General features: G+C 72.3%; 28 protein-coding genes and 1 pseudogene. 10 read left to right on the top strand and 19 right to left on the bottom strand.

The features are described from left to right. Positions 1-58 precede the first annotated feature (58 nt). The 3 genes from E6W39_RS25135 to E6W39_RS25125 form a co-directional block, all read right to left on the bottom strand. On the bottom strand, positions 59-547 hold the full coding sequence (locus E6W39_RS25135) for a GNAT family N-acetyltransferase (RefSeq protein ID WP_141635467.1): 489 nt from the start codon (positions 545-547) through the stop codon (positions 59-61). A gap of 41 nt (positions 548-588) precedes the next feature. Further along, entirely contained in the window at positions 589-2,238 is a 1,650-nt protein-coding gene (locus E6W39_RS25130) for an RICIN domain-containing protein (protein WP_228718352.1), read from the bottom strand. Positions 2,239-2,429: 191 nt separating this feature from the next. Further along, positions 2,430-2,687, bottom strand: a complete 258-nt coding sequence (locus E6W39_RS25125) for a chaplin (RefSeq protein ID WP_141635466.1) — start codon at positions 2,685-2,687, stop codon at positions 2,430-2,432. A gap of 276 nt (positions 2,688-2,963) precedes the next feature. On the opposite strand from E6W39_RS25125, the gene E6W39_RS25120 reads away from it, so the two are divergent. The 3 genes from E6W39_RS25120 to E6W39_RS25110 all read left to right on the top strand — a co-directional run bounded on the left by E6W39_RS25120 (position 2,964) and on the right by E6W39_RS25110 (position 4,021). After that, positions 2,964-3,215 carry a chaplin gene (locus tag E6W39_RS25120; RefSeq protein ID WP_141635465.1) on the top strand — a complete coding sequence of 84 codons (252 nt, stop codon included), beginning with the start codon at positions 2,964-2,966 and terminating at the stop codon, positions 3,213-3,215. Between the two features lie 45 nt (positions 3,216-3,260). Beyond that, positions 3,261-3,554 (top strand): chaplin, encoded by a 294-nt coding sequence (locus tag E6W39_RS25115; protein WP_141635464.1) that lies wholly within the window; start codon positions 3,261-3,263, stop codon positions 3,552-3,554. Between the two features lie 89 nt (positions 3,555-3,643). After that, entirely contained in the window at positions 3,644-4,021 is a 378-nt protein-coding gene (locus E6W39_RS25110) for a hypothetical protein (protein ID WP_141635463.1), read from the top strand. A gap of 79 nt (positions 4,022-4,100) precedes the next feature. On the opposite strand, the gene E6W39_RS25105 is transcribed toward E6W39_RS25110, so the two are convergent. After that, positions 4,101-4,790 carry a hypothetical protein gene (locus E6W39_RS25105; protein WP_141635462.1) on the bottom strand — a complete coding sequence of 230 codons (690 nt, stop codon included), beginning with the start codon at positions 4,788-4,790 and terminating at the stop codon, positions 4,101-4,103. 397 nt (positions 4,791-5,187) lie between these two features. Here E6W39_RS25105 and E6W39_RS25100 point away from each other — a divergent pair, with 397 nt between their 5' ends. The 3 genes from E6W39_RS25100 (at position 5,188) to E6W39_RS25090 (ending at position 6,404) form a co-directional block, all read left to right on the top strand. Further along, entirely contained in the window at positions 5,188-5,526 is a 339-nt protein-coding gene (locus E6W39_RS25100; RefSeq protein WP_141635461.1) for a rodlet layer protein, read from the top strand. A gap of 100 nt (positions 5,527-5,626) precedes the next feature. Continuing rightward, complete coding sequence (locus tag E6W39_RS25095; RefSeq protein WP_141635460.1) at positions 5,627-5,965, top strand: rodlet layer protein; 339 nt, start codon at positions 5,627-5,629, stop codon at positions 5,963-5,965. Positions 5,966-6,128: 163 nt separating this feature from the next. Continuing rightward, positions 6,129-6,404: a hypothetical protein gene (locus E6W39_RS25090; protein ID WP_141635459.1), complete on the top strand. Its 276-nt coding sequence runs from the start codon at positions 6,129-6,131 to the stop codon at positions 6,402-6,404. Between the two features lie 58 nt (positions 6,405-6,462). Here the strand turns inward: E6W39_RS25090 and hemB are convergent, their stop codons facing one another. The 6 genes from hemB to E6W39_RS25060 all read right to left on the bottom strand — a co-directional run bounded on the left by hemB (position 6,463) and on the right by E6W39_RS25060 (position 12,919). Further along, a complete protein-coding gene (gene hemB / locus E6W39_RS25085; protein WP_141635458.1) occupies positions 6,463-7,434 on the bottom strand; it encodes a porphobilinogen synthase in 972 nt (323 codons plus the stop codon). Positions 7,435-7,464: 30 nt separating this feature from the next. Next, positions 7,465-9,111, bottom strand: a complete 1,647-nt coding sequence (locus E6W39_RS25080) for a bifunctional uroporphyrinogen-III C-methyltransferase/uroporphyrinogen-III synthase (protein WP_141635457.1) — start codon at positions 9,109-9,111, stop codon at positions 7,465-7,467. Continuing rightward, on the bottom strand, positions 9,111-10,118 hold the full coding sequence (gene hemC / locus E6W39_RS25075) for a hydroxymethylbilane synthase (protein ID WP_228718351.1): 1,008 nt from the start codon (positions 10,116-10,118) through the stop codon (positions 9,111-9,113). The genes E6W39_RS25080 and hemC overlap by 1 nt, the downstream gene beginning before the upstream one ends. 41 nt (positions 10,119-10,159) lie before the next feature. Then, a complete protein-coding gene (locus E6W39_RS25070) occupies positions 10,160-11,506 on the bottom strand; it encodes a glutamyl-tRNA reductase (RefSeq protein WP_141635456.1) in 1,347 nt (448 codons plus the stop codon). Next, positions 11,503-12,312: a redox-sensing transcriptional repressor Rex gene (locus tag E6W39_RS25065; protein WP_141635455.1), complete on the bottom strand. Its 810-nt coding sequence runs from the start codon at positions 12,310-12,312 to the stop codon at positions 11,503-11,505. The genes E6W39_RS25070 and E6W39_RS25065 overlap by 4 nt, the downstream gene beginning before the upstream one ends. 325 nt (positions 12,313-12,637) lie before the next feature. Then, positions 12,638-12,919, bottom strand: a complete 282-nt coding sequence (locus tag E6W39_RS25060) for a glutaredoxin family protein (RefSeq protein ID WP_228718350.1) — start codon at positions 12,917-12,919, stop codon at positions 12,638-12,640. 62 nt (positions 12,920-12,981) lie between these two features. Between E6W39_RS25060 and E6W39_RS25055 the strand changes: the two genes are divergently transcribed. From E6W39_RS25055 to E6W39_RS25045, 3 genes are all read left to right on the top strand, one after another. After that, positions 12,982-13,947, top strand: coding sequence for an HAD family hydrolase (locus E6W39_RS25055; RefSeq protein WP_141635454.1), 966 nt, complete (start codon positions 12,982-12,984; stop codon positions 13,945-13,947). Positions 13,948-14,488: 541 nt separating this feature from the next. Beyond that, on the top strand, positions 14,489-15,250 hold the full coding sequence (locus tag E6W39_RS25050) for an ECF subfamily RNA polymerase sigma factor, BldN family (protein WP_407658629.1): 762 nt from the start codon (positions 14,489-14,491) through the stop codon (positions 15,248-15,250). Positions 15,251-15,489: 239 nt separating this feature from the next. Next, a complete protein-coding gene (locus tag E6W39_RS25045; RefSeq protein WP_141635453.1) occupies positions 15,490-16,725 on the top strand; it encodes a DUF5667 domain-containing protein in 1,236 nt (411 codons plus the stop codon). Between the two features lie 139 nt (positions 16,726-16,864). Here E6W39_RS25045 and E6W39_RS25040 read toward each other — a convergent pair whose 3' ends face one another. From E6W39_RS25040 to E6W39_RS39700, 9 genes and pseudogenes are all read right to left on the bottom strand, one after another. Continuing rightward, positions 16,865-17,893 (bottom strand): lysophospholipid acyltransferase family protein, encoded by a 1,029-nt coding sequence (locus tag E6W39_RS25040; protein WP_141635452.1) that lies wholly within the window; start codon positions 17,891-17,893, stop codon positions 16,865-16,867. Between the two features lie 7 nt (positions 17,894-17,900). Further along, complete coding sequence (locus E6W39_RS25035; protein WP_141635451.1) at positions 17,901-18,995, bottom strand: NAD-dependent epimerase/dehydratase family protein; 1,095 nt, start codon at positions 18,993-18,995, stop codon at positions 17,901-17,903. Positions 18,996-19,128: 133 nt separating this feature from the next. Then, entirely contained in the window at positions 19,129-19,227 is a 99-nt protein-coding gene (locus tag E6W39_RS25030; protein ID WP_003948845.1) for a 30S ribosomal protein bS22, read from the bottom strand. Between the two features lie 122 nt (positions 19,228-19,349). Beyond that, positions 19,350-19,559 carry a helix-turn-helix domain-containing protein gene (locus tag E6W39_RS25025; protein ID WP_101381292.1) on the bottom strand — a complete coding sequence of 70 codons (210 nt, stop codon included), beginning with the start codon at positions 19,557-19,559 and terminating at the stop codon, positions 19,350-19,352. A gap of 212 nt (positions 19,560-19,771) precedes the next feature. Continuing rightward, positions 19,772-20,969 (bottom strand): annotated as a pseudogene (locus tag E6W39_RS25020) (acetoin utilization protein AcuC). Continuing rightward, complete coding sequence (locus E6W39_RS25015; protein ID WP_407658455.1) at positions 20,950-22,143, bottom strand: MFS transporter; 1,194 nt, start codon at positions 22,141-22,143, stop codon at positions 20,950-20,952. Before E6W39_RS25015 ends, E6W39_RS25020 begins: the two are co-directional and overlap by 20 nt. A 129-nt stretch (positions 22,144-22,272) precedes the next feature. Next, positions 22,273-23,100: a pyrroline-5-carboxylate reductase gene (proC, locus tag E6W39_RS25010; RefSeq protein ID WP_141635450.1), complete on the bottom strand. Its 828-nt coding sequence runs from the start codon at positions 23,098-23,100 to the stop codon at positions 22,273-22,275. Between the two features lie 164 nt (positions 23,101-23,264). Beyond that, the gene (gene glgA / locus E6W39_RS25005; protein WP_141635449.1) at positions 23,265-24,449 is read right to left on the bottom strand and encodes a glycogen synthase; all 1,185 of its coding nucleotides are present in this window, start codon (positions 24,447-24,449) and stop codon (positions 23,265-23,267) included. A gap of 39 nt (positions 24,450-24,488) precedes the next feature. Next, positions 24,489-24,665 (bottom strand): hypothetical protein, encoded by a 177-nt coding sequence (locus E6W39_RS39700; RefSeq protein ID WP_181799444.1) that lies wholly within the window; start codon positions 24,663-24,665, stop codon positions 24,489-24,491. 281 nt (positions 24,666-24,946) lie between these two features. On the opposite strand from E6W39_RS39700, the gene E6W39_RS25000 reads away from it, so the two are divergent. After that, the gene (locus tag E6W39_RS25000) at positions 24,947-26,293 is read left to right on the top strand and encodes a helix-turn-helix domain-containing protein (protein ID WP_141635448.1); all 1,347 of its coding nucleotides are present in this window, start codon (positions 24,947-24,949) and stop codon (positions 26,291-26,293) included. The last annotated feature ends 29 nt before the right edge of the window (positions 26,294-26,322 follow it).

The following is a 26,322-nucleotide window of genomic DNA, read 5'->3' as shown; positions in this document are numbered from 1 at the left end:
GTAGTGATCAGCGGTCAGGTCCGGTGCCGCGCAGGGCTGTTCCTTCGGGATGCGGTGCTCAGTCCCGGTCCAGGGCGTGGACGGTGATCGGGCGGCCGGCGAGGGTGTCCTCGCGCAGGACGGTGAAGCCGAGGCGGGCGGCGACGGCGGTGGAGGCGGTGTTGCCGTGGTGGATCATGGCGGTGATGCGCGGGAGGGCGAGGGTGGTGAAGCCCCAGTCGACGACGGCGCGGGCGGCCTCGGCGGCGTAGCCCTGGCCCCAGTGGGCGCGGGCGAAGGTCCAGCCGGCCTCGACCTCGTCGAACTGGGCCCAGTGGTTGAGGCCGCTGCGGCCGATCTGCTCGCCGGTGGCGGCGAGTTCGACGGCGCACAGGCCGTGGCCGCGGGTCTGCCACTGCTCCTCGATGGCGGTGAGCCGGGCGGTGGCCTGCTCGCGGGTGTAGGCGCCGACGAACCGGTTGACCTCGGGGTCGCTGTGCAGTTCCACCCACCAGTCGGTGTCGGCGAGGGTGAGGGGGCGCAACCGCAGGCGTGCTGTCGTGATCACCAGCCTACGGTAGCGCCCCAGTTCGACGGGGTGGTGCGGGGTCAGCCCAGGTAGACGATGCCGAGCTTGGTCAGCTGCCACTGCTGGGCGGCCGAGCCGCTGTCGGCGGCCAGTTCGACGATCGGGTTGCCCTGGGCGTCGCGGTCGCCGCTCAGGGTGGCCACCTCGGTGGGGTCCTGGGAGTCGGCCAGCTTGTAGCTGCCGTTGCCGGCGGGCTCGACCAGCCAGTGCTGGTTGGCGCCGCCGTCGCAGCCCCACTGCTCCAGCCGGGTGCCGGGGGTGGTGGCGGCGCCGGTGGCGTCCAGGCACATGGCGCGGTTGCCGCTGAAGTCCAACTCGTAGGCGCCGCCCGGCTTTGCCTCGAACACGAAGGACTGGTTGAGGCCGCCGTCGGCCGGATAGCTGATGGCCGCTCGGCCGTTGGTGCTGTCGCCGTACGTGCCGCCGCCGGCCAGGTCGAGCACCTGTCCATCGGCCGCGTTGGTGAGTTGGTACCAGGCGCCGTCCGTCGGCTGGTCGCCGAACGGCTGACCGGCCGTCAGCGGCAGCAGCGAGGTGCCGTCGCCCTGGTCGAGCGTGCAGTAGGCCTCCTGCTGGGCCGGCTCGTTGTAGAACGCGCCGAGGCAGGCGCCCTCGCCCCGGTAGCCGGCCACCCGCAGGTGGTACGACTGGCGGATCTCGTCCTCGCAGAGCGACAGGATGCCGATCGAGTAGTCGCACCCGTTGCGGGTGTTCTCCGACAGGTCGATCACATCGCCGTTGGTGTACTCGTACGGCGAGGTGGTGTACTCGGCGCAGACCTCGTGCCCGTAGGAGACCCGGCGCTGGTCCAGGAAGCGCACCCCGGGCACCGCCTCGGCGGCCCGGCGCAGCCCGTCGTCGAAGGTCGGCACCACCCAGTTGTGCCCCCAGGCCATGTCCTCCGGGTAGGCCGGGCAGCCCTGGGCGACCTTGGTGGCGTAGTCGTTGCTGCGGATGTCGGGGGTGATCGGGGTGAAGTACGACTGGTAGACCAGCTGGTAGGAGCCGTCCGGGTAGCCGGCCGCCCGCATGGTGCCGCGGATGTCGGTGATCGCGGCGGTCACCTTGGGGATCACCTTGGCGACCCGCTGGGTGATCGCGGCGCTGCCGATGGTGTCCCGGCAGCCCTGGGACTGCGGGATCGGGAAGTACTGCCCGAGGCAGCTCTCCATGATGCCGCTGAAGTTCAGGTCGTCATTGGCGCCGATCGTGATGACGACCATCTTGACGTCGTACTTGGCTGCGGCCTGGGCGAGTTGGACGTCCTGCTTGGGCTCGCCGAAGTCGCCGCTGCCGCCGCCGGTGGTCGCGGCCAGCGCGGGGTCGCTGACCAGGTCGCCGGTCTGGGCTCCGGAGCAGGCGAGGTCGATCGCGGTGACGCCGGACAGTCCGGTGTCGTAGATCTCCGACTGCGGGTGCCGGTGGCAGTAGTCGGTGGGGCCGTCGGTGCCGGCGAAGTAGCCGTCGCTGGTGTCGGTGCCGGCGCCCTCGCCGGATATCGCGCTGTCGCCGAGCGACACGACGGCCGGCGACAGTGCGGCTCGAGGCGCTGCGCGGTGGGCGGGGGCGGCCTGGGCGGTGGGGGTGCCGGCGGCCAGGCCGAGTGCGGCGAGCAGGCCGGCCACGGCGAGCGCGGCGGTGGGGGTTCGGTGTCTGACTCTGCTGATCACGCAGTACTCCTCGAAAGTGGGGGTCGGAGTGGTGCGAGTGAGCGAAGCCACATGCTAGGTACTGACAAGTAAGTCAACAAGGTTTTCAGCAGTGGAAGTTGAGGATCCCTCACATCCGCCAGGCAGCACGAAGCCGCCGCCCGGGCCGCCTCAGGAGGAGGAGCGGTGGACGGCGGCTTGGCGCAGCCGACTCAGTCGTTGTCGATGTGGGTGTCGTTGTTGATGCAGGTGTTGCCGAACGCCGGGTTCAGCAGACCGACCACGTTGACGCTGAGGCCGCAGGCGTTGATCGGGACGTGGACCGGAATCTGGATCAGGTTGCCGGAGAGCACACCCGGGGAGTGCGCGGCGACACCCTCGGCACCCGCGCTGGCCATGGCGGAACCGGCACCCGCGGCGACGATGCCGACCACGGCGGCGCCGACAGCGGCAGCCTTCTTGACGCTCATTTCAGTCTCCTTGTTGCTGAGCACGATGCGTGCGTGACCGGCAAAACGATGACCGGGCAAGCTGGTTGCGGGTCGACTGTCCGCAACCACCCGTTCGTACGAACCGAGGGCCTTTCGGTAGCGATCGGGTGATGTTCCTCGCCGCCACCCGTTTCCGCGCCGCCGCATCGTCGTTCTCCTTCCCGAAGCGCTTTCACGAACCGCCTCGGGAAACCTTCCCGCTCGGGAAAAAGGCCAGGGATATCCGCCCTGGGCAATCAACGGAGGAATACCCCCATGCGCAAGTTCTCGAAGACTCTGGTCATGTCCGCCGCGGCCGCCGGCCTGCTGCTCGGCGGCGCCGGTGTGGCCGCCGCCAGCGCGGGTGCCGAGGGCGCCGCGGTCGGCTCCCCGGGTGTGCTCTCCGGCAACCTGATCCAGGTTCCGATCCACATCCCGATCAACCTGTGCGGCGACACCATCGACGTGATCGGCGTTCTGAACCCGGCGTTCGGCAACACCTGCATCAACAACGACACCACCGTCTGAGCCGGCCTCAGTTCGGCTCCACAGCTCAGACCCACAGGAGGTCCCATGGGCGCGAAGAAGATCGCGATCCTGTCCACCGCCGCCGCCGGCATCGTGCTCGGCTCCGCCGGCTCGGCGCTGGCCAGCGCGGGTGCCGAGGGCGCCGCGGTCGGTTCCCCCGGCGTGCTCTCCGGCAACGCCATCCAGGTTCCGGTGCACATCCCGATCAACCTCTGCGGTGACAGCGTCAACGTGATCGGTCTGCTGAACCCCGCGTTCGGCAACACCTGCATCAACAACGACACCCACGTCGACAACGACACCCGCCACCACCACGGCGACGACGACGACGACTGCTGAGCAGTCCTCGTCCCGTGCGCCCGCTGCCCCCCGGACTGCCGGTCCGGGGGGCAGCGCCGCATCTCCACCCACCCGCGAGAGGACCAGAGTTGACCCCCACCTCCACCGCCGCCGGCGCGCTGGCCGCGATCGGCGCCGCGCTGCTGCTCACCCCGGCCGCCGCCGGCACCGCCGCCGCCGCGAGCCTCCCGACGCCCACCGCCGCCCTGCAGCAGCCGCAGGTCGGCCCGGCGCTCGGGGCTCTCAATGGCACCACCGGCTATGTGCTCGGGCCGGTCAAGGACCTGCGGCTCGACCCGTTCGCCAAGTCGGCTGCCGACCCGCTGAACAACGCGCTGTCGCTGGAGCCGGACAACGGCGTGCCGCACGTCTCCACCACGGCGGCCACCGGCTCGCTCAGCGGCGGCGGCGGTGCCAAGGACCTGCCGGTGGTCGGCATGCTGCTGGGCGCGCTGCCGGGGCACTGAGGCGCCGCTGCGCCGACACGCCGTCGGGCCCGGTGCGCGCGGTGCGCACCGGGCCCGACGGCGGTGGCGTGACGGGCGATCAGTCCTGGTCGTGCGTCGCCTCGTAGAGCGCCGCCGAACCGGTGGCCAGCAGGCTCTTGCCGGCCTCGACCACCGAGGTGTGCCGGTCCGGGCCGCCCAGGCTGGCCTTGGCCCCGGGCACCATGGAGACCGCGGCGGGGATCAGGCGCGGGTCCAGGTCGCCGGAGGCGAGCGAGCCGGCCTGCGGCTGCCCGTCGGCGCCCTTGGTGTAGGTGAGCGGGTGCCCCACGCCCACCGCCGGGCCGATCGCGTGCAGCGGCGACTGCGGCGCGTCGAGGCCCAACTCGCCCGGGCGCACCCCGTCGACCAGGGTCGGCAGCGGCAGCGCGGTGTCCAGACTCGGGCCGACCCTGGTGAAGTTGAGCGCCGGCACGATCTGGTCCGGCATCACGTCCTGCTCGCCCTGCTGCGCTTGGTCCTGCGACGCGGGCGCCGGGGGCAGCACGGGCGAGGCGGGCAGCGTGCCCTGGATGTCACCGCCCAGCGGCAGCATCGGCGCGTACCGGGTGACCGTCTCCAGCGGCACCCGCAGCGGGATGGTCTTGGTCGCCAGCCCGTTTTCCAGTTCGGCCACCTGACCCGGGGTCACCGGCGCCGCCGGGGCGGCGCCGGCCGCCGCCTGGCCCGCGATCGCCGACGCTCCGACCGCCAACAGCAGCGTCGCACCGCTCCGCTTGGACAGCTTCATCGTCTTCTCTGTTCCGATCTCGTGAGGCAATGAGGGCAACACCCCGAACTGCTTCAACGAGCCGAGGGCGCACAGGTGGGCGCGGGTCAGGGGCGCTTAGCCCGCACGGAGTATTAATACGACCGCCATGAGCGCCCGAACGGGCTGTCGGGTGATTTTTCCGCCCTGCCTCGCGTAACTTTCCCGGCCGCCGTTCTTTGATACCGGTGTCGCCGCACCACGGCCGGTTCGGATGGCCGATCGCCCGGCAGCCGGAGATCCTGTCGGTGGCGATCCCAGTACCGAATAGGTCGCTCGAATAAACCGTGAAAGTGCGCGGCGGCCATGGACACAGGCCAATTCGCCCGCACGGATTGTCCGAAGACGTAGCGCCGCAGTAATCCAGAGAGGAACCCCCATGATCAAGAAGACCCTGGCCGTCGCCGGCCTGGCCGCCGCCGCGCTGGGCGCAGCCGTCAGCCCCGCCTCGGCGATCGCCAACGCGGACGGCTCCGCGGTCAGCCTGCAGGGCAACGGCGGCACCAACAACACCGGCACCTACGGCGACCACAGCCCGAACTTCCACTTCCTGGACAACGCCAACATCTGCCTGCCGCAGATCGACCACGTCCAGCTCGGCCTGCTCGACGTCAACGCCGAGGTCCCGATCGGCAACCAGCAGCCGCACCAGATCTGCAACGTGGGCCAGACCACCCAGACCACCGGTGACGGCGCGCTGTCGCACCTGATCGGCTGATCGGACGTCAGGTCACCCTTCCGGCTTCACCGCACCACCCATCGCAGCCAGCGGTGGCCCAGTTCCGCAGCACCCCATCACACAGCAAGAGAGAGCACCCATGCTGAAGAAGGTCTTCGCCACCGCCGGCCTGGCCACCGCCGCCCTCGCGATGGCCACCGCGCCGTCCTTCGCCATCGCCGACGCGGACGGCTCGGCCGCCTCGATCCAGGGCGACGGCGGCACCAACCACACCGGCACCATCGGTGACCACAGCCCGAACTTCCACGCCCTGGACAACCCGAACATCTGCCTGCCGCGGATCGACCACGTCCAGATCGGCCTGATCGACGTCAACGCCGAGATCCCGGTCCTCAACCAGCAGCAGGTCCAGCAGTGCAACGTGGGCCAGACCACCCAGACCACCGGTGACGGCGCGCTGTCGCACCTGATCGGCTGACCCTGCGTCACCCCGGCGCCACCTGACCCTCCAGAGCAGTACCTGACCCGACGGAGCAGTACCCGAGCGGGGTTGGCGGAGCACTCCGGCCAGCCCCGCTCCGTTGTTCGGTGGCGGACTCTCCCGCCGTCAAGTACCGCTTCAGAAGAGAGGTTTGAAGCTCATGAAGGAGATGCTGGGCCGGGCTAGCGCGGTGGCCGCCGGTGCGCTGATGATGGTCGGCCTGGGTGCCACCGCCGCCTGTGCGCACGTCGCGGTCGGCGGGATCGGCGGCGGCGTGGTCAGCGCCGAGGACCCGTTCGAGGCCAGCTGGGGCGAGGGCTTCGCCACCACCGGCGAGGTGCACGACCACTGGAAGTTCTTCCAGTGGTCCACCGACGAGGAGGCCGGCGGCCAGGGCGGCGACCTGGCGTGGATCGGTCACCACCACATGGGCTGAGGCGCAGCATGGCTGAGGGGGCGTCGACCGAACGGCCGACGCCCCCTCACCCGTTCGGTCAGAGTGCCCGAGCCGCCTCGACGGCCCAGTAGGTCAGGATCTGCTCGGCGCCGGCCCGGCGGATCGAGGTCAGGGTCTCCATGATCGTCCGGTCCCGGTCGATCCAGCCGTTGGCGGCGGCCGCCTCGACCATCGAGTACTCACCGGAGATCTGATAGGCCGCCACCGGCACCGGGGAGGCGTCGGCGACCTGGCGCAGGATGTCCAGGCACGGCATCGCCGGCTTGACCATCACCAGGTCGGCGCCCTCGGCGATGTCCTGCTCCAGCTCCCGCAGCGCCTCCCGGCCGTTGGCCAGGTCCTGCTGGTAGGTCTTGCGGTCGCCCTTGAGCGAGGAGGCGACCGCCTCCCGGAACGGGCCGTAGAGCGCGGAGGCGTACTTGGCGGTGTAGGCGAGGATGCCCACGTCCTGGTGGCCGGCCTCGTCCAGGGCCCGCCGGACCACGCCGACCTGGCCGTCCATCATCCCGGACGGGCCGACCAGGTGGACCCCGGCCTCGGCCTGCACCACGGCCATCTCGGCGTAGCGCTCCAGGGTGGCGTCGTTGTCCACCGTGCCGTCCGCCGCCAGCACCCCGCAGTGGCCGTGGTCGGTGAACTCGTCCAGGCAGAGGTCGGACATCACCACCAGCCGGTCGCCGACCTCGGCCACCACGTCCCGGATGGCCTGCTGCAGGATGCCGTCGGGGTCGGTGCCCGCGGAGCCGGTGGCGTCCTTGTGCTCGGGCACGCCGAACAGCATGATGCCGCCGATCCCCGCCTCGGCCGCCTCCACCGCGGCCTTGCGCAGGGTCTCGCGGGTGTGCTGGACCACGCCCGGCATCGAGCTGACCGGCACCGGCTCGCTGATGCCCTCCCGGACGAAGACCGGCAGGATCAGCTCGGCCGGGTGCAGCCGGGTCTCGGCGACCAGCCGGCGCATCGCCGGGGTGGTCCGCAGCCGGCGGGGCCGGATGGCGGGGAACGTCATGACTCCTCCACGTCCTTACGAATCCAGGTGTCAGCGCGCCTTGCGACGGGAGCCAGGCCGGCGCTCGCTGGGCCGGTAGACCGGCTCGCCCGCCATGGTGGCGGCGTCCCGGCGGCCGGCGCCGAACTCGGCCAGCGCCTGGGCGAGCGCCGAGGCGGACGGCGCGGGCGCCATCACGTCGACCCGCAGGCCGTGCTCCTCGGCGGTCTTGGCGGTGGCCGGACCGATACAGGCGATGATGGTGACGTTGTGCGGCTTGCCCGCGATGCCGACCAGGTTGCGCACGGTCGAGGACGAGGTGAAGAGCACCGCGTCGAAGCCGCCGCCCTTGATCGCCTCGCGGGTCTCGGCCGGCGGCGGCGAGGCGCGCACGGTCCGGTAGGCCGTCACGTCGTCCACCTCCCAGCCGAGCTCGACCAGGCCGGCGACCAGGGTCTCGGTGGCGATGTCGGCGCGCGGCAGCAGCACCCGGTCGATCGGGTCGAACACCGGGTCGTAGGGCGGCCAGTCCTCCAGCAGCCCGGCCGCCGACTGCTCGCCGGACGGCACCAGGTCGGGCTTCACGCCGAAGTCGATCAGCGCCTGGGCGGTGGTCTCGCCCACCGCGGCGACCTTGATGCCGGCGAAGGCGCGGGCGTCCAGGCCGTACTCCTCGAACTTCTCCCGGACCGCCCGGACCGCGTTCACCGAGGTGAAGGCGATCCACTCGTAGCGGCCGGTGACCAGGCCCTTGATCGCCCGCTCCATCTGCTGCGGGGTGCGCGGCGGCTCGACGGCGATGGTCGGCACCTCCTGCGGCACCGCGCCGTAGGAGCGCAGCTGCTCGGAGAGGCCGTGCGCCTGCTCCTTGGTGCGCGGCACCAGCACGTTCCAGCCGAACAGCGGCTTGGTCTCGAACCAGGAGTGCGAGGACCGGTGGGCGACCTGCTCGCCCACCACGGCTATCACCGAGGTGTTCGGGTCGACCGGGGCGGAGACCGGCGCGGGCAGCACCCGGGCCGCCTTCAGGTCGGCGCCGATGGTGGCCAGCGTCGAGGTGAAGGTGCGCTGGCGGGTGGTGGTGCCGGAGAGCGTGGCGCAGAGCGGCGCGTCCGGCTTGCGGCCGTGGTTGACCAGGGCGCCGGCGGTGGCCGGCAGCTGGCCCAGGGTGGTGCGGACCACCAGGGTGGTCTCGGGCGCGCCGAGGTCGACCAGGGAGCCGGCCAGCAGCGCCGAGCCGTCCACGAAGCGCACGTCGGCGCCGTTGCTGCCGCGCAGCGGGACGCCCGCGTAGGCCGGCACGCCGACCGACTGGGCGACACCCGGGATCACCTCGAAGGGCAGCCCGGCCTTGGCGCAGGCCAGCATCTCCTCGGCGGCCCTGCCGTCCAGGCCCGGGTCGCCGTCGACGGTGCGGACCACGTGCTTGCCGGCGGTGACGGCCTCGGCGATCAGCTTGGTGAGTGCGGCCGCGTCGAACTCGGCGCTATCGCTGTCCAGGGCGACCGGGTTGTGCAGTTGCACGGCCTCCGGGCAGTGGCTGTGCACGGCGGCGGCGGTCAGCGGGTCGGCGACCAGGACGTCGGCGGTGGCCAGCACCTCGACCGCACGCAGCGTCAGCAGGCCGGGGTCGCCGGGGCCGGCACCGAGGAAGGTGCAGCGTCCGGTCCGGTCGGCGGTGGCGTTGGTGGGGCTCATCAGGCTCGCTCCCCCATCAGACCGGCCGCCCCGCCGTCGAGCAGCCGGGCCGCCAGCGCGAGGCCGATGGCCCGCGCCGACTGCTCGGCCGACTCGCCCAGCGCGAGCGGTCCGGTGGTGGACATCGTCAGCAGGGTGGCGCCGTCGGCGGTGCCGACCACGCCCTCCAGCCGCAGTTCGTTCTCGCCGCCGGCCTGGGCCAGCGCGGCGACCGGCGCGGAGCAGCCGGCCTCCAGCGCGGCCAGCAGGGCGCGCTCGGCGGTGACGGCGGCCCGGGTTTCCGGGTGGTCCAGCACGCCGAGGGCGGCGGCCAGTTCGGGGGCGTCGGCGCGGCACTCGATGGCCAGCGCGCCCTGTCCGGGGGCCGGCAGCATCAGTTGGGCCGCCAGGTACTGGCTGATCTCGGCGCCCCGGCCGAGCCGGTGCAGGCCGGCGGCGGCCAGCACCACCGCGTCCAGTTCGCCGGAGTGCACGAAGCCGATCCGGGTGTCCACGTTGCCGCGGATCGGGACGGTCTCGATCGCGGCGCCGTGCTCCCGGGCCCAGGCGTTCAGCTGGGCCATCCGGCGCGGCGAGCCGGTGCCGATCCGCACCGGGCGGTCCTGGATCTTCTCGACCAGCTCGGCGAGTTCCAGGTTCTCCCGGGAGACCAGCACGTCGCGGACGTCCTCGCGCGGCGGCACGGCCGCCAGCAGCAGGCTCTCGGGGGCGGCGGTCGGCAGATCCTTGAGCGAGTGCACGGCGAGGTCGATCCGGCCGGCCAGCAGCGCGTCGCGCAGCGCGGAGACGAAGACCCCGGTGCCGCCGATCTGCGCCAGGTGCTCGCGCGAGGTGTCGCCGTAGGTGGTGATCTCCACCAGCTCGACCGGGCGGCCGGTGCGCTCGGTGATGTCGCGGGCCACCATGCCGGACTGCGCCAGCGCCAGCGCGCTGCGCCGGGTGCCCAGCCGCAGCGGTATCGTTTCGGCGTCCAACTGGCCCTGCCGCATGCTCAGTTGACCATTCATAGCGTTTTCGTCCTGGTCGTGCTGGTGGAGATGAGGATGGTTCATCTGGCCGCTCCGCCCGCGAGACTACCGCTGGCGGGCTGCGCCTGGGGACCGACCGGGGTACCGGACACGGCGTGCACCGCACCGGGATCGAGGTCGAACAGCTCGCGCAGCGCCTCCGCGTAGGAGGCTCCGCCGGGCTCGGCGGCCAGCTGCTTGACCCGCACCGTGGGTGCGTGCAGCAGCTTGTCGACCACCCGGCGGACGGTCTGCGCCATCTCGGCGCGCGACCGGTCGTCAAGGTCGGGCAGTCGGGCTTGGAGGCGGGCCAACTCGGCGCCGACCACCTCGGAGGCCATGGCCCGCAGCGCCACCACGGTGGGGGCGATCCGGGCGGCGCGCTGGGCCGCGCCGAACGCGGCCACCTCCTCGGCGACGATGCCGGTCACCGCGTTCACGTCGCCGGCGCCGGGGGTGGCGGCGTCGGCCTGGGAGAGCGACTCCAGGTCGACCAGCAGCGCGCCCGGCAGCCCGTGCACCGCGTGGTCCACGTCGCGCGGCATCGCCAGGTCGAGGAAGGCCAGCGGGGTGGGCGCGGTGCGCGCGGCCACGGCGGCGGCCACCTGGTCGGCGGTGATCACCACACCGGGCGAGCCGGTGCAGGAGATCACCAGGTCGACCTCGGCCAGCGTCGCGGGCACCTCGGCCAGCGGCACGGTCCCGGCGTCGAGCTGGGCGGCGAGCCGCTCGGCCCGCTCCGGCGTGCGGTTGGCGATCAGCAGGTCGCCCACCCCGGCCCGGACCAGGGTGGCGGCGGCCAGCGAGCTCATCGAGCCGGCGCCGACCACCAGGGCCCGCTTGCCGGCCACCTCGCCGGCACCGGCGGCGACCTGCTCCAGGCCGAAGGTGACCAGCGACTGCCCGGCCCGGTCGATGCCGGTCTCGCTGTGCGCCCGCTTGCCGACCCGCAGGGCCTGCTGGAACAGCTCGTTGAGGCCGCGCCCGGCGGTGTGCTCCTCCTGGGCGCGGGCCAGTGAGTCCCGCAGCTGGCCGAGGATCTGGCCCTCGCCGACCACCATCGAGTCCAGGCCGCAGGCGACCGAGAAGAGGTGGTGCACGGCGCGGTCCTCGTAGTGGACGTAGAGGTGCGCGGTGAGCTCCTCCAGGTCCACGCCGCTGTGCTCGGCGAGCAGTTGGGAGAGCTCGGCGACGCCGGCGTGGAACTTGTCGACGTCCGCGTAGAGCTCGATCCGGTTGCAGGTGTTGAGCAGCGCGGCCTCGGAGACGGTGGCCGTGGCGGCTGCGTCGTGCAGCAGTCGGGTGGGGGTCTGGCCGGTGAGGGCAGCGCGCTCCAGAACGGTGACGGGCGCGGTGCGGTGGCTCAGACCGACGACTAGCAGACTCATGCCGGCAGCACCGCCTGGCGGTCGCTGTCGCCCTTGGTGTCCTTGCCGCCGCCCGCGGCGCGGCGCAGCTTGGCCGCGGCCGCGCGGACCGGGCCGGGGGTGCGCTCACGCACGGGCGGCTCCTCTATCGGGCCCTCCTCCGGCTCCTCACCGGACTTGCGCTGCTCGTGGAAGGCCAGGATCTGCAGCTCGATGGAGAGGTCCACCTTGCGCACGTCCACGCCGTCCGGGACGTTCAGCACGGTGGGCGCGAAGTTCAGGATGCTGGTCACGCCGGCCTCGACCAGCCGGTCGCAGACCTGCTGGGCGGCGCCGGGCGGAGTGGTGATCACGCCGATGGAGACGTGCTGGCTCGCCACGATGGACTCCAGTTCGTCCATGTGGCGCACCGGGAGGCCGGCCGCGGTGCTGCCGACCACGTTCGGGTCGGCGTCCAGCAGCGCCGCCACCCGGAAGCCGCGGGAGGCGAAGCCCCCGTAGTTGGCCAGCGCGTGGCCCAGGTTCCCGATCCCGACGATCACGACCGGCCAGTCCTGGGTGAGGCCCAGCTCGCGGGAGATCTGGTAGACGAGGTACTCGACGTCGTAGCCGACCCCGCGGGTCCCGTAGGAGCCCAGGTAGGAGAAGTCCTTGCGCAGCTTCGCGGAGTTGACCCCGGCGGCCGCGGCCAGCTCCTCCGAGGAGACGGTGGGGACCGAGCGCTCGGAGAGCGCGGTCAGCGCCCGCAGGTAGAGCGGCAGCCGGGCGACGGTGGCCTCGGGGATGCCGCGAGCACGGGTCTGGCGTCCCACAGGGGTGCGGCGCATGGAGCCTCCGTCGGCAGGGCTGGGGGGCGAGGACTTGGGGGTGGATCGGCCGATTGCCACGGTGCTCCTGTGGGTGAAGCTGGGCTTTGGCTGCCAGGCTATGCGTTTGTGAACGTGTGCACAAAGATGGTGTCCGTTTTGTCCCGCCACAGTGACGCGCATCACGCCGCACACACGTCCCACTCGCCGTTCGAGTCGCGCCGAATGGTTCGCCCAAGCAGCACCTCGACGGGACAGGGGCGGGCTCGGCCGCCCCGTCCGCCATGGTGACCCAGTCAGGCCCGCCGGACCAGATGTTCGAGCCGGAACGGCGCCCGGCGCGCCACTAACGCCCGGTCAGCGCGGTCCGCAGACGCCGCTCGTCGACCCGCCAGAAGTCGTGCTGCCGCCCGTCGATCAGGGTCACCGGGATCTGCTCCGCATACTGCCGGTAGAGCTCCGGATCCTGGGTGATGTCCCGCTCCTCGAAGGCCGCGCCCAGCTCGGCGGTGACCCTGGTGATCACCTCCCGCGCGTCGTCGCAGAGGTGGCAGCCGGGCCTGCCCAGCATGGTGACGGTCTTGGCGGTGGGATCGGCGCCCTTGGCGCGCCTCAGCAGTGGGCTCACCAGGCCATTGTGCGCCGCCACCGGTCAGCCGGGAGCCGCCCGGGCTGGCTATGCTCGGTGCCATGGCCGCGCTGCGAAGGCTCACCCAGACTAGGCGTTCCCCCTCCGAGCGGGCCGCTCTGGCAGGCGAGGCCGCCGCCGATGCGGCCGAGCGGGCGCTGCGCGAGACCCGCCCCGCGCCCGACGGCGGCCAGGCGGCCCAGACCGCCGCCCCCGAGGCGACCGAGGAGCAGCCCGCGGGCCCGCCGGTGGACCACCCGCACGGCGCCGCCTTCTTCGACTGCGACAACACGATCCTGCAGGGCGCCGCCGTCTTCTACCTCGGTGTCGGCCTCTACCGCCGCGACTTCTTCAACCGCCGCGACGTGGCCCGGTTCGCCTGGCAGCAGGCCTGGTTCCGGCTGCGCGGCGCCGAGGACCCGGACCACATCGCCGACGCCCAGAGCACCGCGCTGTCGCTGGTGGCCGGCAAGCGGACCGCCGATCTGGAGGCGATCTGCGAGGAGATCTTCGAGGACATCGTGGCCGCCAAGGTCTGGCCGGGCACCCGGGCGCTGGTGCAGATGCACCTGGACGCCGGGCAGCGGGTCTGGCTGGTGACCGCGGCGCCGGTGGAGGTGGCCCGGATCATCGCCCGCCGGCTCGGCATGACCGGGGCGCTGGGCACCGTCTCCGAGGTGGTGGACGGCAAGTACACCGGCCGGCTGGTCGGCGAGATGCTGCACGGCCCGGCCAAGGCCGAGGCGGTGCTGGCGCTGGCCCGGCGGGAGCAGCTGGACCTCGGCCGGTGCGCCGCCTACAGCGACTCCGCCAACGACATCCCGATGCTCTCGCAGGTCGGGCACCCCTTCGTGGTCAACCCCGACGGGCGGCTGCGCAAGTACGCCCGGGCGCACGGCTGGCGGGTGCAGGACTTCAGGACCGGGCGCAAGGCGGCCCGGATCGGGGTGCCGGCCGCGATCGGCGCCGGGGTGCTGGCCGGTGCGGCGGTGGCCGGCATGGCGGCGCTGCGCCGTCGGCGCCGCTGAGCCGCTGATCCGCTCCTCCGGAGGCGGCGCCGGTGCGGCGCGCGCGAACTGACGCGCCCTCGGCCCGTCGCGCGCGCTGACCGGATCTGATCGTTCGAACGCCCCGCAAAGTCCGGGGTTGGCGGGTCCGTCGACCGGGAACCCGCCCGGCTCGCCAAGAAATCGGTCACAGTCAGCCGCCAAGCGATCACCAATCCGACGCAACTCGGCGATGCAACCGGTCAGTTTCGGGTCATATACCACGCGAAGTGGATCCCTATCGACCACTTCGGCCACACGGTGTAGCTGTCATTGCACAAAGCGTTATTCTCTCCTGGGTGCACGTCCACCCCAGGTGACCCCCGACAGGGTGACGTGCTCTCCGCGCAGGCGGAGGTGATCCGTGCTCCGTGATTCGTGTTCCGTCCACAGTTCTGCCTCTGGGAGTCCCGTGTACCCATCCGCCCGGAACGACGCGCCTGCTCCCTCCTGCCCGTCGGCCTCCGTCGCCGCGAGCCGGGCCCTGTCGGCCGTCGCGCTCCCTTCACCGTCACTGGCCGCGCTGCGCAGCCTGCGCCTGCTGCGCACCCTGGTGCAGAGTCAGCTGCTGCCGACGGCACCGCAGTTGGTCCCGGTCGGCGTTCCGCTGCCGGCCCAGTCGGCGCTGCGCTCCACCGCCACCGGGGCGGCCGCCCGGGTCAGGACCGGGCAGCTGCCGGGCTCCACCGGTGCCCGGGGCCGCTCCCGCTCGCTGCCGCAGCAGGGCACCGAGGCCGAGCCGAACCCGATCATGGAACTGGTCGAGCGCGCCCAGGCCGGCGAGAGCGAGGCCTTCGGCCGGCTCTACGACCACTACTGCGACACGGTCTACCGCTACATCTACTACCGGGTCGGCAGCCGGGCCACGGCCGAGGACCTCACCAGCGAGACCTTCCTGCGCGCGCTGCGCCGGATCGGCACCTTCACCTGGCAGGGCCGGGACTTCGGCGCCTGGCTGGTGACCATCGCCCGCAACCTGGTCGCCGACCACTTCAAGTCCAGCCGGTTCCGGCTGGAGGTCACCACCGGCGAGATGCTCGACTCCAACGAGTGCGAACGCAGCCCGGAGGACTCGGTATTGGAGTCGCTCTCCAACGCGGCCCTGCTGGATGCGGTGCGCCGGCTCAATCCGCAGCAGCAGGAGTGCGTCACCCTGCGGTTCCTGCAGGGGCTGTCGGTGGCCGAGACCGCCCGGATCATGGGCAAGAACGAGGGCGCCATCAAGACCCTGCAGTACCGCGCGGTGCGCACCCTGGCCCGGCTGCTGCCACCGGACGCCCGCTGAGCCGGCGGTGCGGGAGAGTCACCTCGGAAACGGTTCCCACACGTCCGGGTGAGAATGCGGTCACATGATCACTCGTGCGTAACCGACTCCCTGTACCGCTCGTTGCCCAGCGTGCAAACCCCCTCGGGACGCGCGGTCAAGTGGAGCCGCATGCCATCACCCGAAGGAGTGGATTTGGCCAGCCGTGGCAACCGTCCGGCAGGCCGGGGAGTCGACAACGACGAAGGGAGGTGTGGCCCGTGACGGCAAATGTGCTGGAGCACCGGCGGGCGAAGGCCTTCGCCGAGGCGCTGGAGGCCCACCGGACAGGACAGGCCGCGAGTGGCGCACCCATGGGTGACCTGCTCGACACCGCGACGGCGCTCAGCGCCCTCTCCGTGCCCGGTCTGGACCCAGAGGTGCGGGTGGTGCAACGAGCCCGGCTGATGGCCGCGTTCGAGCAGACCGTCGGCGGCGGCCTGGCCACGGTGCCGCGCCAGCGGGACCACCGGCGGCTCGACCGACTGACCCGGCGCCGCTGGGGCCGCCGGTTCGCCATCACCGGGATGATCGCGGGAGTGACGGTGGGCAGCCTCGCGGGGGTGGCCGCCGCCAGCTCCGACGCGCTACCGGGCGATCCGCTGTACGGCATGAAGCGCCATCTGGAGGGCCTGCGGCTGGACTTGGCCGACAATGACGCCGAGCGCGGCGCCCTGCTGCTCGACCAGGCCTCCACCCGGCTGGCCGAGGCCCGCGGCCTGGTCGGCCGCACCCCCGTCGACGGCCTGAGCCCCGACACGGTCAACCGGCTCAACTCCGCGCTGCGGGACATGCACGCGGAGGCCGCCAAGGGCCGCGACCTGCTCCGCTCGGTCTACCGGGCGAACGGCTCGCTCGACCCGCTGCGCAAGCTGGCCGCCTTCACCCAGACGCAGGACGACCACTGGAACGCCCTGCAGTCCCATCTGCCCACCCAACTGACCCCGGTGGCCGGCCAGATGGACCAGCTCTTCGGCGACCTCAACCAGGAGGTCGGCCCGCTGCAGCACGACTCGGCCACCGGGCACCCGGTCACGCCCGGCGCCGGCGGCAGCGCGAGCTCGACCACCCCCGGCGGCCCGGCCTCCGGCGCCCGCCAGGACGACCCGTCCCAGGGCAGCGGCCCTGGCCAGTCGGCCGGTGCCACCCGGCCCGGCGGCGGCTCCCCGGCGGCCGGCCAGGGCCTGCTGTCCTCCTCGGGCGGCAACCCGGTCGGCGGCCTGGTCAGCGGGCTGACCGGCACGTTGACCGGCACCAACGCCTCCCCTGCCGCCTCGCCGGCGCCCGCCGGCGGCGGGGCCCCGAGCGACCAGAGCGGCCAGGCCGGCCCGACCGACACGCCGGCGGCCTCGCCGGCCGCCCCGAGCGGCAGCCCGGCCGGGGTCGGCCAGGCGCTCAACCTGCCGCCGCTGATCCCGGGCCTGCTGCCCGGCTTGGGGCTGGGCGACAAGGGCTGAGCCCTGCTTGGCAGTTGGTGGGCCGTCGCGCAGATCGGCGGCGGCCCACCGGCATCGGAGGCAAGGCCGGGGGCTCCGGCGCTGAAAAACTCCAGCGCTTGAAGGCGCTGGAAGGCCCCAGCGCTGAAAGGCCCCAGCGCTAGAAGAACACCGACCGGCGCTCCACCAGCAGCCGGTAGAGGGTGTGCTGGATGGTCTCCCGGACTTCGTCGGTGAGGTTGAAGACCAGCATCGGATCCTCGGCCGCCTCGGGGGCGTAGCGGTCGGTCGGGATCGGCTCGCCGAACTGGATCGTCCACTTGGTGGGCAGCGGGATCGCGCCCAGCGGTCCCAGCCAGGGGAAGGTCGGGGTGATCGGCAGGTACGGCAGACCGAGCAGCCGGGCCAGCGTCTTGGCGTTGCCCAGCATCGGATAGGTCTCCTCGGCCCCGACGATGGAGCAGGGCACGATCGGCACCTGGGCCCGCAGCGCCGAGGCCACGAAGCCGCCACGGCCGAACCGCTGCAGCTTGTACCGCTCGCTGAACGGCTTGCCGATGCCCTTGAAGCCCTCCGGCCAGACCCCGACCACCTCGCCGCGCTCCAGCAGCGCCTGGGCGTCCTCGTTGCAGGCCAGGGTGTGCCCGGCCTTGCGGGCCAGCTCGCCGACCACCGGCAGCATGAAGACCAGGTCTGCGGCGAGCATCCGCAGGTGCCGCCGGCCCGGGGTGTGGTCGTGGATCGCCACCTGGGTCATCAGCGCGTCCAGCGGCAGCACCCCGGAGTGGTTGGCCACCACCAGCGCACCGCCCTCGGCCGGGAGGTGCTCGGTGCCGCGCACCTCGATCCGGAAGTACTTCTCGGCCAGCGGGCGCAGCGCGCCGAGGAACACCTCTTCGGTCAGCTCCCGGTCGAAGCCGAACTCGTCCACCTCGTAGTCGCCGGTGATCCGGCGGCGCAGGAAGCCGAGCCCGGCGGCGGCGCGCTCCTCCCAGCCCTTGCCGAGCAGCGACTCGGCGGCGGCGCCGGCCCGGCCGGCCAGCAGGGAGCCCAGCGAGCCGGCCAGGCGGTCGGCCAGGCCCTGGCCCTGGTCGGGACCGGCCGAGCCGGTCCAGCTCGGCGCGGACTCGATCGGGATCACCCGGGCCCCGGTCCCCGTGCTGCTCTGCTCGTCGCGGGCGGCGGTCATGGCAACCTCAGCTCCTGTCGTCCACAAGGCGGTCACGGGTCAGCAGGCCGCCGAGCCGGTCGGCGAGCGCCACCAGCCGCTCCGGCGGCAGCGGCCCCCCGGAGCTGCCTGCGACGAAGTCGGCGAAGGCCTCGGGGGTGCTGAACGCGGGGCGATAGCCGAAGACTTCGTGCAGCGCGGTGGTGTCCACCACCCTGCCGTGCGTCAGCAGCTCCAGCTGCTCGGGGGCGAAGTCGACCAGCCGGGTCTGCCGGGCCAGGGCCGCCGCCCAGCCGAGCGCCGGGCGGAGCATCGGCAGGGTGGGGCGGCCGAGCCGGCGGGCGCACTGGGTGAGCAGCAGCACCCCGTCGCCGGCCACGTTGAAGGTGCCGCGGCGGTCGACCGGCTGGTCCGGCGAGCCGGGGGCGGGCTCCAGCGCGGCCAGCCGCAGCACCTCCACCGCGTCGTCCATGTGCACGAACTGCAGCCGGGGGTCGCGGCCGAGCACGGTCGGCAGCACCGGCAGCGTGAAGTACTCGGCGAGCGGGGTGTCGGCGCCCGGGCCGACCAGGTTGGCGAACCGCAGCACGGTGACCGCCACGTCGGGGCGGCGGCGGGCGAAGGAGCGCACATAGCCCTCGACTTCGGCGGCGTCCTTGGCGAATCCGCCGGTCGGCAGGGTCTTGGGCTGGGTCCGTTCGGCGAAGACCGCGGGGTCGCGGGAGGTGGCGCCGTAGACCGCGGTGGTGGACTTCACCACCAGGCGGCGGACCAGCGCGGACTGCTGGCAGGCGGCGAACAGCTGCATGCTGCCGATGACGTTGATCTCCTTGACCGTGGCCCGGCCGACCGCACTGGGGTTGGTGCCGCTGACGTTGAGGTGGACCACGGTGTCCACGGCGTGCTCGGCCAGCACCTGGGCGATCGCCGGGCGGCGCAGGTCGACCCGGCTGAAGACGTAGGGCGCGAGCGGCGGGTCGGCGGGCGCTGGCGCGGCCGCAAGGTCCGAGGGCAGCACGTCCACGCCGACCACCAGGTCGACCCCGGGCTCGCGGCGGATCCGCTCGGCGAACCGGGCGCCGAGCTGCCGGGCCACTCCGGTGACCAGCACCACCTTGCCCACCCTGTCCGCCGCCCCTCTGCCTCGCCGCCGCCCGTGGTTGCACCGTACCGCGTCGAGGTGGCGAAACGAGCGCTGCCCGCCTCGGCGGTGGGCCGGGACGGGCAGCGGGCACCTGGAGCGAGCTCCGCAGGTGTTACTTCTTGTTGCGACGCTGAACGCGGGTCCGCTTCAGAAGCTTGCGGTGCTTCTTCTTGGCCATACGCTTGCGACGCTTCTTGATGACAGAGCCCACGGAACAACCCTCGCTCACTGAGACTCCCGCCCGTGAGAGACGGAGTCCATACGACTGACGGAGGGCCTAGCCTACCGTCTGGCGAGGCCCCGGATTAAATCGGGGCCAACCAGTCGTGGCGATCAGGCGCTCTGCCGCCCGACATAGGAGTCCTTGAGGTAGTCGTGGACCGCCTGTTCGGGCACTCGGAAGGAGCGGCCGACCCGGATGGCGGGCAGCTCCTGGCTGTGCACCAACCGGTAGACCGTCATCTTGGACACCCTCATGACCGAGGCGACTTCCGCCACGGTCAGAAAGTTGACCTCTTGCAGGGGGCGTTCGCCTGAACTCATGACCTCACCCGACCCTCTTGTCCGTGTGCAAGGCACCGGCTTCCCCTCCGGTGACTCGACCGACACACGCGTATCCCCAGAGTAGTTGCGCGTGGTACCAGTGGGAAGGGGGAGAAGGCGACTGCTTGTACGGTCAGAGATGCGCCCGTTGCAGTAGGTAGCGCATCGGCTCTCTGTAGCACTCCGGCTGCGCTCCGTGCCCCGCCTGAAGACTAGGCCAGCAGGCCGTGGTGCGGGAAGACCGCCCGGCGGGCGGCCAGGATCGCCTGGTCGATGCGGTCCGCGGGGTCGTAGCCGCCCTCGGCGAAGTCCCGGTAGTCCCCGGTGGCCCCGTCCGTCATCCGCAAGGGGCCGGGCCGCGGGTTTGCCGGTAGACCTCGGCGCGCCACTCCTCGGGGGTCTCGGCCTTGGGGTCGATCGGGCGGCCGGCGGCGATCGCGACCAACTGGGTCCAGGCTCTGGGCACCACGTCCACCACCGCGTAGCCGCCGCCGCCGAGCGCCACCCAGCGGCCGTCGCAGTGCCGGTGCGCCAGTTCGTGCAGGCTCTGGGCGACCACCCGCTGGGCGTCCACGGTGACCAGCAGATGGGCCAGCGGGTCCTCCAGGTGGGTGTCGGCGCCGTGCTGGCTGACGATCACCTGCGGCTTGAAGGCGGCCAGCAGCTCGGGCACGAAGGCGTGGAAGGCGCGCAGCCAGCCCGCGTCGGCGGTGCCGGCCGGCAGCGGCAGGTTGGCCGCCAGGCCCGGCGCGTCCTCGCCGCCGGTCTCGGTGGGCCAGCCGGTCTGCGGGAAGAGCGTGCCGGGGTGCTCGTGCAGCGAGATGGTGAGCACCCGCGGGTCGTCCCAGAAGGCCTGCTGCACGCCGTCGCCGTGGTGCACGTCGGTGTCCACGTAGGCGACCCGCTCGGCGCCGAGCTCCAGCAGCCGGGCGACGGCCAGGGCGGCGTCGTTGTACACGCAGAAGCCGGACGCCCGGCCGGGCATCGCGTGGTGCAGGCCGCCGGCGAAGTTGACGGCGTGCCGGGCGGTGCCCTGCCAGACCGCCTCGGCGGCGGCAACCGACTGGCCGGCGATCAGCGCGGAGGCGGTGTGGATGGCGGGGAAGACCGGGTTGTCCTCGGTGCCCAGGCCGTACGCCCCGTCCGCGGTGGCCGGGTCGGCGGCGGCCCGGCGCACGGCGGCCAGGTAGTCGGGCGGTGCACCAGGGCGAGGGTGGAGTCGCCGGCCGGCGGCGCCGCGGTCACCGTGACGCCGGACGCGGCGGTCAGGCCGAAGGACTCCACCAGGCGCATGGTGAGCGCCAGGCGGACCGGGTCCATCGGGTGCCGGTCGCTGAACTTGTAGGCGGTTTCGGCTTCGTCCCAGAACAGGCGAAGCGCGCAGGACTGGTCAGACTCGGCTCGCGGCATGATCCAACGCTACTTGCTGGTGCCGGGCGGGCGCGAAGTGCCCACCGAGCGGCAGCACCGCCAGCACCAGCAGCAGCGGCGCGCAGAGCGCCCAGCGGAAGCCGGCCGCCCCGCTGATCGCGCCGACCAGCGGCGAACCGACCAGGAAACCCACGTAGTTGAAGAGGTTGAGCCGGGCCACGGCGGCGTCCGAGTCGGCCGGGAAGAGTCGGCCGCCGGCCGCGAACACCTGCGGGACGATCGCGCTGATCCCGGCCCCCAGCACCGTGAAGCCGGCGATGCCGACCCAGGGCGTCGGGGCCAGCGCGGCGACCACGAAGCCCAGCGCGGACACCACGGCACCGCAGCGCACCACCGCCGCCGCGCCGAACCGCTGCACCCCGCGGTCGCCGACGGTGCGGCCGAGCAGCATCGCGACCATGTAGCCGCCGTAGCCGAAGGCGCCCAGGCCGTCACCGCTCTTCAGAGTCTCGGTGAGGTACTTGGCGCTCCAGTTGGAGACCGAGGAGTCGGCGATGTAGCTGAAAGCCATGGCGGCGCAGAGCGGCAGCAGCGGGCGCCACGGGATGGAGCGGGCGGCGGCCGCGGCGGCCTCCTGGACGGCGCTGCCCAACTCCCCTGGGCCGGCCAGGAACCGGCCGACCACCAGCGCGGCCGGGACCAGCACCGCCATGGTGACGCCGAACAGCAGCAGCAGGCGGACGTGCGCCCCGGCGCCGGCCAGCGACGCGCCCACGATGCCGCCGAGGCTGAACGCGGCATGGAAGCCGATCATGATCGACCGGCCGTAGCGGTGCTGCAGGCCGACGCCGAGCATGTTCATCGAGGCGTCCAGCGCGCCGACCAGCAGCCCGAACGCGGCCAGCGCCAGCACCAGGCTCCACAGCCGGCTGCCGAGGCCGACCGCGACCAGGGTGAGGCAGAGGGTGGGCTGCACCACCCGCAGCACGGCCCGGGCCGAGGTGCGCTTGACGAGCTGTTCGGAGGTGATCGAGCCGACCCCGGCCAGGATCGGCACCGCAGCCAGCAGCACCGTCAGGGTGCCGTCGCCGAGGTGGTACTGGCGCTGGATGCCCGGGATCCGGGTGACCAGCAGCGCGAAGGTGACGCCTTGCAGCAGGAAGCTGACCAGCAGCGCCAGCCTGGCCCGGCGCAGTCGCTCGTCCACCGCCACTTGGGCACCTCCCCCACCACCGGTCGGCAACTACCGGCCGGTACGAAGATATTGGCGCGAGCGTAGGGGGCGGCACGGTGTTTGGGGAGGGGTCGGGAGGCGTTCCTTTACCTGCCTGCTGCTTTTCGCCTACTTTCCGCCGGAGGCCAGCTCCCGGGAGCGGTCCCGGGCCGCCTCCAGTGCTCCGAGCAGCGCGGCCCGCACCCCGTGGTTCTCCAGCTCGCGGATGGCCGCGATGGTGGTGCCGGCCGGCGAGGTGACCGCCTCGCGCAGCTTGACCGGGTGCTCGCCGGAGTCGCGCAGCATCACCGAGGCACCGATCGCCGACTGCACGATCAGGTCGTGCGCCACCTGCCGGGGCAGGCCGAGCAGGATCCCGGCGTCGGTCATCGCCTCGACCAGGTAGTAGAAGTAGGCCGGCCCGGAGCCGGAGAGCGCGGTGGCCGCGTCCTGCTGGGCCTCGGGCAGCCGCAGCACCTTGCCGACCGATTCGAAGATCTCCTCGGCCCGGCGCAGGTGCTCCTCGGTGGCGTGCGAGCCGCCGGAGATCACGCTCATGCCCTCGTCCACCAGGACCGGGGTATTGGGCATCACCCGGACCACCGGGGTGCCCTCCGGCAGCCGGGCCTCGAACCAGCCGGTCGGGATGCCGGCCGCGGCCGAGATGACCAGCCGGCCCGGCGCCAGCTCCGGGGCCAGCTCGTCCATCAGGGCACCCATGTCCTGCGGCTTGACCGCCAGGATCAGGGTGTCGGCGAGCTTGGCGGCCTCCTGGTTGGAGCAGGCCGTCACCCCGTGGCGCTCGCTCAGTTCGGTGGCCCGCTCCGGGCGGCGGGCGGTGACCAGTACGTCGGCCGGCCGCTTGCCGGCCCGCAGCAGGCCGGAGAGCAGGGCCTCACCGATCTTGCCGGTGCCGAGGAAGGCGATCCGCTGGGGATGGACGGCGCTGCTGCTCATGGCCTGGCTCCTTGATCACCGCGACGGTACTGCGGTCATCCTCGCACCGGGAGCCTGCGGTCCCGAGAATCCGTCCAGCGAGTGGACAGATGTCACAGCTGTCACTCAGGTTCCTATGAATAGGAACATCACCGGGAGTCAAATGCTGAGTCAGATCTCTTCACTCAGCGGGCCAACTTCTCGTAAACACGCAGCGTGCGCTCGGCGACACCGGCCCAGGAGAACTGCTCGACCGCCCGTCGCCGGCCCGCCGCACCGAAGCGCTCGGCCAGCTCGGCGTCGTCCAGCAGCCGGTTGACGGCCGCGGCCAGGCCGTCGGCGAGCTGCTCCGGGTCCACCGGTTCTCCGGTGGCGTCCGCCGTCGCGGTGTACGGCACCAGCAGGCCGGTGGCGCCGTCCTCGACCACCTCGGGGATCCCGCCGACCGCGGTGGCCACCACCGCGGTGCCGCAGGCCATCGCCTCCAGGTTGACGATGCCCATCGGCTCGTAGAGCGACGGGCAGACGAACACCCGGGCACGGGTGAGCAGTTGACGCACCGAGCGGGCGTCGAGCATGCCGTCGATCCGGACCACGCCGTCTCGCCGGCGGCCGAGCTCGTCGACCAGGCCGGCCACCTCGGCGCCGATCTCCGGGGTGTCCGGCTGCCCGCAGCAGAGCACCAGTTGGGCGTCGGGGCGCAGCTGGAACGCGGCCCGCAGCAGGTGCGGCAGGCCCTTCTGCCGGGTGACCCGGCCGACGAAGAGCACGATCGGGCGCTGCTCGTCGATGCCGAACCGGCGCAGCGCGTCGGGGCGCGGATCGGGCTGGTACTGCTCGGTGTCGATGCCGTTGTGGATGACGTGCACCTTCTCCGGCTCGATCGCCGGATAGGCGCGCAGGATGTCCTCCCGCATCGCGCCGGAGACCGCGATCAGCGCTTCGGCGGCCTCGGCCGCGGTGCGCTCCATCCAACTGGAGAGCGCGTAGCCGCCGCCGAGCTGCTCCGCCTTCCAGGGGCGCAGCGGCTCCAGGCTGTGCATGGTCATCACGTGCGGGATGCCGTGCAGCAGCGCGGCCAGGTGGCCCGCGGCATTGGCGTACCAGGTGTGGCTGTGCACCACGTCGGCCCCGGCCGCGTCGGCCGCCATCCGCAGGTCGGCGCCGAGGAACTGCAGGGCCGGGTTGCCCGCGGCCAGGTCGGCGGGCGGCTGGTAGGCGGTGGTGCCCGGCTCGCTCCGCTCGGCCCCCAGGCAGCGGACCCGCACCTCGGCCAGTCGGCGCAGCGCCCGGGTCAGTTCGGCCGCGTGGACACCGGCCCCGCCGTAGACCTCCGGCGGGTACTCCCTGGTCAGGAGGTCGATCCGCATGGGTGAGGGTCCCTTCTGAGGTGGGTGGCGGGCGGGAGGTCAGCAGCAGGAGCCGGTGTTTCCCATCATCGGCGTGGCGGTGGCGGCCGGCATGACACCGGTGATGTCCGACTGCCGGCTCGCTGGCACGGCAGCGGCGCCACCGCTGGTAGCGACCAGGCCTCCGCCGAGGCCCAGCACGAGGGCGGCAACAAGGAGCGGAAGGGTCTTGCGCATGGCGGTCTATACCTTTCGCCGGTCGAAGTTGTTGACAAGCAGAGTCAATCTAAGTTGACCGAAGCTGTCAATCATCAACTTCTGCACCAGTCAGAGTCGACGGAGAGTGACCATGGGGTGGCGGGGAAGAGTAAGGGAAGCAAGGGTGTTCAGCGGATTGAGCGTCCTCGCGGCCGAGCGTTAACCTTGGCCAGAGTCACCAGGTGATGTAAAAGATGGAGTCAAATGGGCACCCCCGGGGTGCGGTCCGAGCGGCCGCCCTCCCCGTTGACCGGAGAACCATGGACCAATCACAGAGCGGCACGAACGGGATCGGGCAGCGGCTGCGCGAGCTGCGCCAGAAGCGCGGCCTGAACCAGCAGGACCTGGCTTCCGCGGACATCTCGGTCAGCTATGTCTCCTTGATCGAGACCGGCAAGCGGATCCCGTCCGAGGCGGTGCTCAAGACGCTGGCCGAGCGGGTCGGCTGCTCGGTCGACTACCTGCGCAGCGGCCGGGATGACAGGCGTGTCAAGGAGCTGGAGCTCAAGATCGCGTTCGGCGACATGGCGCTGCGCAACGGCGCCAACGGCGAGGCGCTCCAGTCCTTCAGCGAGGCCCTCGCACACGCCCCGCTGCTCGGCGAGGCGGCGGTGCGGCGAGCGCGGCTGGGCCAGGCCACCGCCTTCGAGAAGCTGGGTCGGATGGAGGCCGCGATCCAGCTCTACAGCACGCTCTTCGATGACCCGGCCGTCGTACCGGGCTCTGCGGAGTGGGCCCAGCTCGCGGTCGCGCTCTGCCGCAGCTACCGTGACGCCGGCGACTACACCCTGTCCGTCGAGATCGGCGAGCGGGCGATGAAGACGCTCGACGGGCTCGGCCTGGACTACACCGACGACCACATCCAGCTGGGTTCGACCCTGATCAGCTGCTACCAGAACCGCGGCGATCTGACCCAGGCCCAGCTGCTGATCAACCGGCTCACCAGGGTCGCCGACGAGAACGGCTCGCGGACCGCTCGTGGCGCGGTCTACTGGAACGCCGCCATGGTGGCGAACACCCGGGGCAAGTTCCAGGAGTCGCTGGCGATGATCGAGCGGGCCCTGGCCCTGATGGCGGAGTCCGACAACGCCCGCCATCTCGCCCTGCTCAAGCTCAACTGCGGCAACTACCTGCTCGACACCGGTACGACTGACCTGGGCAAGGTGCAGAAGCTGCTCGATGAGGCCCGTGAAGGCCTGCTGGAGAGCGGTAACAGCACGGACCAGGTCCACGTCGACGGTCAGCAGGCTCGGCTGGCACTGCACCAGGGCGACCCTGATCGCGCCGCCGACCTGGCCAGCCGGGCCCTGGGGCTGCTGCGCAACGAGTCCACCCATACGGCCGGCCAGATCAGGCTCTTCCTCGCCCAGGCGCAGTACGAGCGGGGCGACCCCAAGGAGGCCGAGGAGACGCTGCACGCCCTGGTGCGCCAGCTCGGCCGGGTCGCCACCAACCGAAACCTCGCCGTCGTCTGGCGGCAGGTGGGTGACCTGTGGCGGCAGCTGGGCCACCCCGGCGAGGCGTTGGCCGCCTATGACCGCGCCCTCGGGGAGGCCGGCCTGCAGCCCCTGGACAAGCTCGCCCATGCCGCGGTGACCACCGTCTGACCCTCCCCCACCCCGTTCGGGCGTGCCCC

The sequence above is a fragment of the Kitasatospora acidiphila genome (assembly GCF_006636205.1).
Taxonomy (GTDB): domain Bacteria; phylum Actinomycetota; class Actinomycetes; order Streptomycetales; family Streptomycetaceae; genus Kitasatospora; species Kitasatospora acidiphila.
This window is presented reverse-complemented; position numbering and strand designations above follow the sequence as displayed.